Annotated in this window: 7 protein-coding genes; 6 read left to right on the top strand and 1 reads right to left on the bottom strand. The window is 42.5% G+C overall.

From position 1 onward, the window contains the following. Positions 1-29: 29 nt before the first annotated feature. On the bottom strand, positions 30-761 hold the full coding sequence (locus SY85_RS13770) for an endonuclease/exonuclease/phosphatase family protein (RefSeq protein WP_066405403.1): 732 nt from the start codon (positions 759-761) through the stop codon (positions 30-32). 696 nt (positions 762-1,457) lie between these two features. On the opposite strand from SY85_RS13770, the gene SY85_RS13765 reads away from it, so the two are divergent. From SY85_RS13765 to SY85_RS25460, 6 genes are all read left to right on the top strand, one after another. Next, positions 1,458-2,798 (top strand): alpha-L-fucosidase, encoded by a 1,341-nt coding sequence (locus SY85_RS13765; RefSeq protein ID WP_066405401.1) that lies wholly within the window; start codon positions 1,458-1,460, stop codon positions 2,796-2,798. Between the two features lie 50 nt (positions 2,799-2,848). Beyond that, the gene (locus tag SY85_RS13760; protein WP_066405399.1) at positions 2,849-4,300 is read left to right on the top strand and encodes a sulfatase family protein; all 1,452 of its coding nucleotides are present in this window, start codon (positions 2,849-2,851) and stop codon (positions 4,298-4,300) included. Between the two features lie 33 nt (positions 4,301-4,333). After that, entirely contained in the window at positions 4,334-5,728 is a 1,395-nt protein-coding gene (locus SY85_RS13755) for an alpha-L-fucosidase (RefSeq protein WP_082886444.1), read from the top strand. Positions 5,729-5,846: 118 nt separating this feature from the next. After that, positions 5,847-8,339: a hypothetical protein gene (locus SY85_RS13750; protein ID WP_066409765.1), complete on the top strand. Its 2,493-nt coding sequence runs from the start codon at positions 5,847-5,849 to the stop codon at positions 8,337-8,339. Between the two features lie 73 nt (positions 8,340-8,412). Further along, on the top strand, positions 8,413-9,972 hold the full coding sequence (locus SY85_RS13745; RefSeq protein ID WP_066405397.1) for a sulfatase family protein: 1,560 nt from the start codon (positions 8,413-8,415) through the stop codon (positions 9,970-9,972). A gap of 3 nt (positions 9,973-9,975) precedes the next feature. Continuing rightward, on the top strand, positions 9,976-12,219 hold the full coding sequence (locus SY85_RS25460; RefSeq protein WP_066405396.1) for a right-handed parallel beta-helix repeat-containing protein: 2,244 nt from the start codon (positions 9,976-9,978) through the stop codon (positions 12,217-12,219). Positions 12,220-12,249 lie beyond the last annotated feature (30 nt).

Below are 12,249 nucleotides of genomic sequence, written 5' to 3'. Positions count from 1 at the left end.
TTATGCTGAGAGGGGGGAGCGTTGGGCCTCTATCTCGTTTCTACCAGCACGGGCCGGTGATCAGACGCCATAGGCTCGTTGATAACGGTTGCGCTTAGTTTCTTTTTCTTTTTGGCATTGCGACTGAAGATGTAATCAATACAGCTGTTGGGTGTGGTGGCAGGAACGGTGAAGGCTGTGCCGCTGAGCAGTGTCCAGCTTTGTTGTAAGGCAGATAGCACCAGCGAGGTGGGTTCGGCGTTGAAGTCGCCCAACAGATATATAGGTTTTTGAAAACGGGCAGCCTGTTCGTTGATGATGTTTACAGATGTCAGGCGGTCGGCCTCAGTGAGCGAGAAGTGCGTGTTGAACACAACATACTTCTTAAATTCTACTACCAGCAGTACGCGCTCTTCTTCCCTGCCGGGTAATGGTATTGTGTAGTGTTGTAAAGGCTTTTCGTTAGAGAGGACTCCAATGCCGTACTTGCCACCTTGGTAGGGAATGGCAGCACCATAAACGGCATGCATCTTTGTTTTTTGTGCCAGCAGTTGCAGCACATCTACCTTGCCGTTTCGGGTGGTCACGCTATCTACTTCCTGCAAGGCAATGACGGGTGCCTTGGTTTGTAGCAGTACAGCGGCTACGCGGTCGTAATCTGTTTTGTTATCCATGCCCTTGGCATTGCGGATGTTGTAGGAAAGCAGTCGCAGCTTATTTTGAGCTTGGGCACTAGTGGTTAATATTGAGACAAGGGCAAGTAAGCAACAAATTTTGTACATAGGGGCATTTGTAAAAGTGGTTAAAGCTAGTGAAAGAACTTTTGGTTTTTGGCGGAAGTAGTCCTTCTTCTACTTCCTTATTACGTTCTATATGCTTTGATGTAAAAAAATCAAAACGCAGATTCCTAGTCCCCTTAAGGCGGAGAGGGCTTGGCTCGTGAAACGTCAAACGGGAGACGTGAAAGAAAGCTGCAAGCTACACGCTGCACGCTGCAAGCCAAACAGCCAACCTCTTTATAAAACAAAAGCACTCCTATTCAAGGAGTGCTTTTTTATTTTCCTTTCTTTTTTAATGCACCTTGAACATTGAGCATTGAGCATTGATCATTTCCCTCCTTATCTCCTTCCACTCTTTTCTTTCTCTTAGCTTCCTTCTTCATTCATTATTCCTTGTTCCTTGTTCATTATTCTGCTTGGCCTTTGCCGCGCGGCCCTCCCCTTTAGTGGCTGGGGCCATGCATTGCTTTTTAAGCGGAAAATCTATTACTATTATTGGATTGTCTATTGAATGCAGGACACCTTCCCGCTACTTTTATGCGCAAAAATTTAAAATACGGACCCTTATACCCGTTACTTGATCATTCAAATAGCTGTACTGGTCACAGGGATTTATGGGTTGGTATATGCCGTTTAAATTGTCCGGAACAGGACAGTAGTTTTAAAGGTTAAAGGGCGTACTTCAATATGTCAAAAGTTATGTTTAAAAAAATACTGGCACTTACAGGAATTCTGTTTGCATTTGTTCCTATCATTCATTCACAGTCATTTATTCCTAACGGTAAAAAAACGTCTGATTCTGTTCTCCAGGACTTTATGGATAAGCGGTTTGGTATGTTTATTCATTGGGGCCCTGTCACCTTACGAGGAACAGAATTGAGTTGGTCCAGGAATCACCAGGTACCCCAAGAGGAGTATGATAGTTTATTCCGTGAGTTTAACCCGGTTTTGTTTGATGCTGAAAGCTGGGTGAAAACCGCAAAAGCCGCTGGCATGAAATACATTACGATCACAGCCAAGCACCATGATGGATTTTGTTTATGGCCTTCCAGGTACACCAGTTATAACATTGCTAATACGCCATATAAAAAAGATGTAATAGGCAAGCTGGCAAAGGCTTGCAAGAAGTATGACATCCGGTTTTGCATCTATTATACAGTGCTCGATTGGTATCATCCTGATTATCCCCTGCACAATGATGGTAATAAAACACCTGATAGTAAAGCAGATATGGGACGCTTTACCCAATACATGAAAAATCAACTGAAAGAGCTGATCACAACCTATCAACCCTACATGCTTTGGTTTGATGGGAATTGGGAACAACCCTGGACGCAGGAGATGGCTGCCGATATGTATCTATTTATCAAAACGATTGATAAGAATGTAATAGTCAATAACAGGCTGGGAAAAGGCAAGCATGAATTGATGGACGCTGGTACTATTGGCGACTATGCGACGCCAGAACAAAAGATTGGCCAGATCAACATGAATGATCCATGGGAGTCTTGTATCACCATTTGCAAGCAATGGTCGTGGAAGCCCAATGATGAAATGAAGTCGTTGGATCAGTGCATTAAAACGTTGTCGAAAACAGCAGGAGGTAATGGTAATCTGCTTTTGAATGTTGGCCCAATGCCTGATGGCCGGATTGAAAAAAGACAGGTAAAAAGACTCAATGGGGTGGGTGATTGGTTGCGTATAAACCAGCAAGCCATTTACAATACAAAGGGAGGTCCCTATAAACCGGACAGCCTTTTATCGTCTACCCGTTCGGCTAATAAAATTTTCCTGCACCTCTACTCCAATAACAATAGTCAGTTGAGTATACCTGCAGTGCCTGGAAGGAGTGTATTGAAAGCCTGGTTCCTGGCAGGTGGTGAGGTAAACGTGCATCAGCAGGAAAATAGAATAGCCCTTTCGTGGAAGGGAAATATGCCAGATCCTGCTTGCAGTATCATTGTATTGGAAATGAATGATACAGTAGATTCGGTTCCACTTATTGACAAGCAAATAGCCGGATCTGTTGCAACAAACTAAATTTCTACCGGAAGAGTTAACAGCATGAACTTTAATGCATTTCAATTATCATGAAAAAATCAATTTGGATTTTAGTTGCAGTCCTATTTTGCAGCTTGAGGCCTGCAGCACAAAAGCAGCTTGCTGCTCCCAATGTCATCCTTATCTTAATGGATGATATGGGCTATGGTGACTTAGAATGCTATGGTGGCTTTCCTTATCACACCCCTAATATCAATAAGCTGGCCGCTGGCGGTATGCGCTTTACCAATTTTTATGCGGCGCAAGCCACCTGCAGTGCTTCGCGTTCGGCTTTCTTAACTGGCTGCTATCCTAATCGCATCGGTGTTAGTGGAGCGTTCAGTCCTGATAATAAAATAGCGCTGAATCCTGAAGAAGAGACCATCGCTTCTGTATTAAAGAACAAAGGATATAAAACCGGAATGGTAGGTAAATGGCATTTAGGGCAGAAGCCCCCATTTCTTCCGCTTAGTTATGGATTTGAAGAATTTACAGGGCTGCCTTATTCACACGATTATTGGCCGGTGAACTTTGACGGAAAGCCTGCAGATACGACTACGCAAAGGGGCAAGTGGCCTACTCTACGCTTGATAGAAGGCAATACACCCGGCAAAGCCATTGCTACATTGGATGATGCTGCCACACTTACCACGATGTATACAGAAAAGGCTACGGCTTTTATTAAGAAGAATAAGAATCAGCCTTTCTTCCTGTATTTTGCTCAGCCCATGCCACACGTGCCACTGGCCGTTTCAGCAAAATTCAAGGGTAAAAGCGGTGCGGGTTTATTTGGTGATGTAATGATGGAAATTGATTGGTCGGTGGGTGAAATCATGAAGACGCTTGATGCAAATGGATTGACAAAAAATACGATTGTCATCTTCACTAGTGATAATGGTCCCTGGTTGACCTATGGAAACCATGCGGGTAATACGGGTGGGTTCCGTGAAGGAAAAGGAACAGCCTGGGAAGGTGGTGTACGAGTGCCGTTCATTATTCGCTGGCCGGCTCAGATTGTACCAGGGTCTATCTGCAACAATATGATGGCTAGTATGGATATACTACCTACACTGGTAAATATTTGTGGCGCTAAGCAACCTGCTAAAAAGATTGATGGTATGGACATGCTGTCCTTATTGAAACAGGTTCCTGATACGAATCCACGCGATGAGTTTGCCTACTATTACGATCGCTGCAGCTTAAAAGGTATACGCAAAGGGCAATGGGTACTTACGTTTCCTTGCGTGTCACAGACTTATAAAAAAGCATCGGCTATTAATAATAATGGTTGGCCAGGCCAGTATGCTACAGACAGTGTACGCTTAGCTTTATATGATCTTCGTACAGATCCAGGTGAAACACTGGATGTAAAAGAAAAATATCCTGAAGTAGTAAAGCAACTAACAGCTATAGCCGAAAAATACAGGAGTGAAATAGGCGATGATCTTACCAAGCAAAAAGGAGCAGAAATAAGGCCGGCCGCTAAAGTGGATGTCAAGTAACTTTAAAAGCACACTATACAATTAAAGTAAGCTATGTTCTACCTGGTGAATCATAACAAGCCATTGCGTTTATTGTTGCCTTCGATTGCCTTGTCAATGGCAATTTCTGTATCAGCAAATGCGCAGCAAGCTATACCCAAGCCAACACCCGCGCAGGTGCAGTGGCAAAAGAAAGAAACGACAGCCTTTCTGCATTTTTCAGTAAACACGTTTACTGACAGGGAGTGGGGAACAGGTAAGGAGAGCCCGGCGATCTTTAATCCGGAAAAGTTAGATGCCCGTCAATGGATAAAGGCTTTGAAAGATGCAGGATTTAAAATGGCCATTATTACAGCCAAGCACCATGATGGTTTTTGCCTGTGGCCTTCGCAATACACAGAGCATTCGGTTAAGAATAGTCCTTGGAAAAATGGTAAAGGTGATGTGGTAAAAGAAGTAGCTGATGCCTGTAAGGAGTATGGTGTTGCCTTTGGTTTTTATCTCTCGCCTTGGGATATGCATGAAGCATCTTATGGTACACCGGCTTATAATGATTATTATAAAAACCAGTTGCGCGAACTGCTGACCAATTATGGAGAAGTAGCCGAAGTGTGGTTTGATGGAGCCAAGGGAGAGAAGCAGAAAGACATGCAGTATGACTTTGAGGGCTACTGGAAAATGGTCAGGGAGTTGCAGCCCAATGCGGTAATGTTTTCCGATGTAGGACCAGATGTACGTTGGGTAGGAAATGAAAAGGGAAATGCTGGTGATACTTGCTGGTCTACCATCAACACAGATGGCATGATGCCTGGAGTGGCCAATCCTGCCTACTTAAACAAGGGTGATGAAAACGGTCAGCAATGGATTCCTGCTGAAACGGATGTTAGCATACGACCAGGATGGTTTTGGCATGAAAAGCAAAACAGCCAGGTACGAAGTGCCAAAAATCTGGTGAATCTTTATTATCAATCTGTGGGCAGAAACAGTTTGTTGTTGTTAAACATTCCGCCCAACAAAGATGGACTACTTGAAACTGCTGATATGAAAGCGATAGATAGTTTTCGAACGATATTGAATAAAACCTTTGCCCAGAACTTATTAAAAGGTGCTGTTTCTTCCAAACTAGTGGATAATGATCTTGCTTCATTTGTGTCACTGAAAGAAAATGAAGCACTGGAATTTAGTCTGAAAAAATCGATCAGCTTTGATCGTTTACTCTTGCAGGAAAATATTCATAACGGACAGAGTATAAAATCTGGTTTGTTGGAGTATTGGGACGGTAATACATGGCAAGTGATCACCTCTTTTAGTACTGTTGGTTATAAACGGCTTTTGCGTTTTCCTATTGTTAATAGTAACAAACTCCGTTTAACGATAACAAGCGCTACATATAAAGATCAAATTCAGCTGGCTGAGATCGGCGTATTCAAATCATTTGCAGGGGAGTGATCCATTGCAGTAGGGTAAATAAATAGTGATTCTGTCAAAGTAGCGTTCCCGTTTTCCTAAAGGTATTTGATACGGTAACTAAAAAAACAAGGAAAACTTAATGGTAAAATTCAACTCAATGAGGTTATTGGATCGGTATAGAAAAATTAGTTTACTCGCTTTACTTCTGATAGCGGGTAAGGCCAATTCACAGGTTTATTTTAAAACAGCGTCATTCAAAATTGGACTGGGTAAAGAAGGTGAGTTGACGGAGCTGACTGATTTGAAGATGCAAAAGAATTATCTGTATAGGAATGAGGTTGCTTATTTGCTAAATATAAAGATCGATGATAAGATCATTCATCCAAACGCTTTGCTTTGGCACGGTAAATCATCGCTAATCAGTCTTTCATATCCGGGTAATATTCAGGCCCAGATCAAAGTGGCTCAGAATAGTTCGTATGTGAGTTTTGAGATGGTAAAAATTTCAAACGCTGATCATATTCAATTAGTGCAGTGGGGCCCCTATCCCACAACTATTGGAGAAACCATAGGCGAGGTAGTTGGTGTGGTACGCAACAAAGATTTTGCAATAGGTATCCAGGCATTGAACGTAAAGACCTTGGGCGGAAATACAACCATTGATAATGATATTCAGCCTGCTTTCGAGGGATTTACCAACGGCAACATCGTTGATATATCGAAAGATCAGCAGAATAAACAAATGTTTAGAGGCGATGTGGCCAAGCCTATGCCTTATGGCAGTTCACTGCAGGCTTATTGTCGTAATCGTAATACAGACCGTGTAATTGAGAATTGGAGTCATGCTCGCTATATAGCGCCTGCTTATACTGAGGATGGCGGTGTTGTTGGTAGTAAACTTGCTCTTTTTGGAGTAGCATCTTCAAATGCACTGAATACCATTTCAACAATAGAATTAAAGGAAAACCTGCCACACCCAATGCTTGATGGAGTATGGGGGAAGCAGGCACGTAATGCCTCCGAATCCTACTTGATCATGAGTTTTGGTGAAAGCAATTTGCAGGAGGCCATGGATCTAACGAAGCAAGCTGGCTTGCGTTATTTGTATCTTGATGATCCATTTGAAACTTGGGGACATTTTAAATTGAAGAGCAAGGAATTTCCAAAGAATTGGGAAAGCCTGAAGGCCTGTATTGATATGGCAAAAGCACAGGATGTGCGAATCGGATTACATACGCTCTCTAATTTTATCACGACCAGCGATGCCTATGTAAGCCCGATACCTGATAAGCGTCTTGCAAAAGTTGGCTATTCGCAATTAACCGAAACTATTGATGCCACTACTAACGAGATCGGGATAAAAGATACATCCTACTTTAACCAATTCGCAAACAATACATTGAAGGCCTGTGTGATTGGAAATGAGATCATTCGCTATGGTTCCATTTCTTCTGCAGCTCCTTGGAAACTGCTGGATTGCCAGAGAGGAGCATTTGGAACAAAGGCATCATCCCACCAGGCAAATGATAGTATAGGGAAGCTAATGGATCATGCCTACAAAGTGTTTTTGGGCAACCATGAATTGGATCAGGAAATTGCAAAAACAATTGCCCGCTTGTTTAATGAAACAGGCCTGATGCAAATTTCTTTCGATGGACTGGAAGGTTGTTGGAGTGAAGGGATGGGTGACTATGGCAAGCAGTTATTTACAAAAACCTGGTTTGATAACCTGGCGCCTGAATTAAAAGGTAAGGTTATCAATGATGCTAGCAATCCCGGACATTTTTTCTGGCACATATATACCCGTATGAATTGGGGCGAACCTTGGTATGCAGGCTTCCGTGAAAGCCAAGTGCAGCTGCGGTTAAAAAACCAGCAGTTCTTTCGTCGTAACCTGATGCCTTCAATGCTTGGATGGTTTAGCCTTAAGTCAGAAACTTCTCTTGAAGATATTGAATGGATGCTGGCCCGCGGTGCCGGGTTTAACGCAGGTTTTGGATTGTCCACTAGAATTGAAAGCCTAAAGAAACATGGAAGAAGAGATGAAATCCTAAAGGCGATCAAATTGTGGGAAACCGCAAGGCTAAATGGATTTTTTACAGAGGCGCAACAACAAAAAATGCAGGATGTGAAGAATGAATTTCACCTGCAAATGAATGGTAAAGGTCAGTATGAATTGACGCCTGTTTATAATGCTTACCTGGTGTATGGGCAAAAAATAAAGCAACCAGGAGAACCAACCTATTCGTCTTATGAGTTTAATAATCCAGCGGAAAAACAACCAGTTGAATTCATTATTTCTCTGGCACCAAAAAAAGATAATGATCCGGAAGTATTGTTCAATAATCCAAGCATTGCAATCAACCAACAAGAAACGATCAGCTTGCCAGTCAATTTGAAATCCAACCAGTATTTGTATTGCGATGGCCAAACGGTAAAGTTGTATAATAAGCAATGGCAGTTATTGCAAACGTTACACCTGTCTGCCCCCTTGCCGATGTTGGTAAAGGGAAAGAATGAAATTGTTTTCGATGGTAGTTATTCCGGTGAGAACGGAGCTGATGTTAAAATAGAGGTTCGTTGCAAAGGTATTGCCGAATTATTGCAGCCTATCGCGAAGAATGAAAAGGAGAAAGTTGCTAAAAACTAATTGAAATCTATTCGCGAAAAAATCAGAAGAATAAACCTTTCAGTGTTCAACAGAATTTAAATCTTATATAAACATGAGCTATAAAAGAGTAATACGTTTCATCGTTTTTATTGCATTGTGTGTTCAAGCCAAACAAATGGTTGCACAAAATGCAAATACACGCCCCAATATTATTTATATCATGAGTGATGATCATGCCTATCAGGCTATCAGCGCTTATGGATACGGCTTAAACCATACGCCCAATATTGATAAGCTCGCAGAACAGGGCGTATTGTTTAACAGGGCCTTTGTTACCAATTCTATTTGCGGTCCTAGTAGAGCCGTAATGTTAACAGGCAAGCATAGCCATGTTAATGGTTTTAAGGATAATCATAGCACGTTTGATGGCAGCCAGCAAACAGTGGCCAAGCTATTGCACAACAATGGTTACACCACTGCAGTTATTGGCAAATGGCACCTGATCTCTGACCCGCAGGGTTTTGATTATTGGAATGTGGTACCGGGGCAAGGTGAATATTACAATCCTGACTTCATTGAAAATGGGGTGAAAAAAAGAGTGCCGGGTTATATTACAAACATTACCACCGATTTTGCGATCAACTGGCTGGATAGCAGGGATAAAAGCAAACCCTTTTTTCTGATGTACCAGCAAAAAGCACCACATCGCAACTGGATGCCGGAAGAAAAATATTATCACTTATTTGATAGCACGCAGTTTCCTGTTCCGGCCAATTACTTTGATGATTATCAAACAAGAACAAAAGCAGCACATGAGCAGGCCATGGAGGTTGCCAGGGATATGCATGATGCATATGATCTGAAGCTGGCATTTGATTTACCTAAAGATCAGCAGAAAGGATTGGCAGGTAACTGGCAGGGTATATATAACCGTCTGACACCAGAAGAAAAGAAAAAGTGGGAGGCTGCTTACGGACCTTCTATCGAAGCGTTTAAAAAAGCAAATCTTAGTGGCAAGGAACTGGCGATCTGGAAATACCAACGCTACATGAGAGACTACCTGCGTTGTGTGCAAAGCGTTGATGATAATGTAGGCCGTTTGATGGAGTACCTGAAAGCAAATGGCCTAGATAAGAACACGATCATCATTTATACTTCCGATCAGGGCTTTTACCTGGGCGAGCATGGCTGGTTTGACAAGCGCTTTATGTATGAAGAATCATTCCGTACACCGTTGATTGTTAAGTGGCCCGGTGTAACCAATAAGAAAATCGCCAGCAACAGCATGGTGCAAAACCTGGATTTTGCAGAAACCATTTTGGATATGGCTGGCTTGCCTATTCCTGCCGATATGCAGGGCAAAAGCTTTGTGCCGGTATTAAAGGGTAAGAAGAAAGGCGATGTGCACGAGGCCTTATATTATCATTTTTATGAGAACCAGGAGCACAAGGTGGCCAAACATATTGGTGTGCGTACAGACCGATATAAGTTGATCTACTTCTATGAAAACAATGAATGGGAAATGTATGACCTGAAGAAGGATAAGAGTGAAATGAAGAATGTATACAATGATCCATCCTACAGCAAAGTGAAAAGCATGATGCAGAAGAAGTTGATGGAGTTGAAGAAACAATACAACGATCCGGTTCCAGTAGTAACACCTCAAATCTAAGCTTTGTTTTTACGTAAATTATTTCAGTCGCTTTTCTTGTTGGTACTCGCCTTGCCTTTTGCAGCAGGCGCTCAAAAACACGTGCGGTTTTTTGTAGCGTTAACTGGTAGCGATAAAGCTGCAGGTAGTATGTCAAAGCCATTTGCTACGCTGCAAAGGGCAAGGTTGGCTGTTCGAGAATATGTTAGGAATCATCCTATTGATTCTATTACGGTTCTGTTCCGGCAAGGCGTGTATTCATTTAAAGAAAGTCTACGACTGGATAGTTTGGATTCTGGCCATGATGGAGCGCCGATTGTTTATAGCGCCTATCGGGGTGAAGCGGTCAGTTTTAGTGGAGGTATCTCCGTGCCCACTACTAAGGCAGTTAAAATAAAGGATAAAGCTATTTTAGACCGTATGGTACCAGAGGCCAGGAAGTATGTGTTGCAGGTAGATCTGAAGGCGCTTGGTATTAGTGATTTGGGAACTATGCAGCCCAAAGGCTTTGGACGACTCTATACGCCTTCTGCTATGGAGTTGTTTTGCAATAAGCAGGCAATGCTTCTTTCTCGCTGGCCAAATGATAGTATGGTGCCTATTGGGAAAGTGCTGGATGCAGGTTCAATACCCCGAAATGGCGACTATTCAAAGCGTGGTGGCATTTTTACGTATGATGTGCATCGTCCACAACGGTGGGCGCAAGCAAATGAAATCTGGATCTCAGGATTTTTCCGGTATGGTTATGCCGATGATGCCGTACGTATTGCCAGGATCGATACCGTCAATAAAACGTTTACTACACAGCAAGAAACGCAGTACGGCTTTGAAGGTGGCAAAACCTTTCAGCGTTGGTATGCTTTTAACTTGCTGGAAGAAATTGATCAACCAGGTGAGTATTGTGTTGACAGAAATGCTGGCATTTTGTATTTCTATCCACCTGCCGGCAAACTGAATTCTATTGAGCTTTCTCTATTAGAAACGCCTCTACTGGTTTTGAAGAATACGATGCATGTGGTGTTTAAGAACATCATTTTTGAATGTTCGCGTGGAATGGGTGTCTATATGGAAAGAGGCAGCGGTAACCGCATAGAAGACTGCACCATCCGAAACCTGGGACAGCTAGGTGTTTGTATTGGGAAAGGAACAAAACCAGCTGGTGAGATATGGCAAAAGGCGGGTTTAGAACCTGCGTCTGAAGTAGTAGGCGGCTTATACGCCACCTTATATGATAATACCGTTTTTAACCGCGATGCCGGTACTGGACATACAATCAGCGGATGTCATATTTACAATACCGGTTCGGGTGGAATTAGTTTGGGAGGAGGGAACAGGTTAACGCTGGAAAGTGGTAATAATCAAGTGGTCAATTGTAGCATACATGATTTCAATCGCATTGAACGCTCTTATAAAGCAGGGATCAATATTGATGGTGTAGGAAATAGTATTCGCAACAATGAAATATTTAATTGTCCAGGCAGCGCTATTCTTCTGCATGGTAACAATCATCTGATTGAGCGGAATATGATTCATCATGCCGTTACTGATGGGCATGATATGGGGGCTGTATATTATGGCCGCGACCCAAGTGAACAGGGCAACAAAATCATCAACAACTATTTTCATCACATCGGCAATGACGATGGAATGATCATGGCCATTTATCATGACGATGGTGCCTGTGGCATGGAGGTAACAGGTAATATTTTTTACAAAGCTGGCTCGCGCACCATTATGATCGGTGGCGGAAATGATAATCATTACCGCAATAATATTTTTATTGACTGTCCATTGGCCTTACATCTGGATGCCAGACTAATCGGCTGGGCTAAATCCTTTGTGCAGAAAAACGGTCTTTTTGAACAACGATTAGAAGCAGTACATTTTAAACAGCCTCCTTATTCTTCTTCCTATCCAGAGCTCGTTAATTATTTCAATGATTCACTAGGTCTTCCAAAACGTAACTTTATTGAGAACAACGTGTTTGTGAATGTGGGAACCTTGCACAACGGCAAAGCTACATGGGCGCGTTTAGGAAATAACTGGATCACAGCTGTTGATCCGGGATTTGTAGATTGGGCAGCTGGAAACTTTGGGTTAAAACCTAATGCTGCAGTTTATAAGCAGTTGCCGGAATTCAAATCCATTCCTTTTGAAAGCATCGGTATTCAAAAGGATCGTAACGGATCGATGGGTAAACAATCAAGAATAAAGAAAAGTGTAGCGGCAATGGATCCTATAAAAGGAGATGTTACATTTAATAACTAAAAGGGTTGTTGACGCATCGTAATAAAATTC

The sequence above is a fragment of the Flavisolibacter tropicus genome, from assembly GCF_001644645.1.
Taxonomy (GTDB): domain Bacteria; phylum Bacteroidota; class Bacteroidia; order Chitinophagales; family Chitinophagaceae; genus Flavisolibacter; species Flavisolibacter tropicus.
The sequence above is the reverse complement of the archived record's forward strand: the minus strand, read 5'-3'. Positions and strand labels throughout refer to the sequence as shown.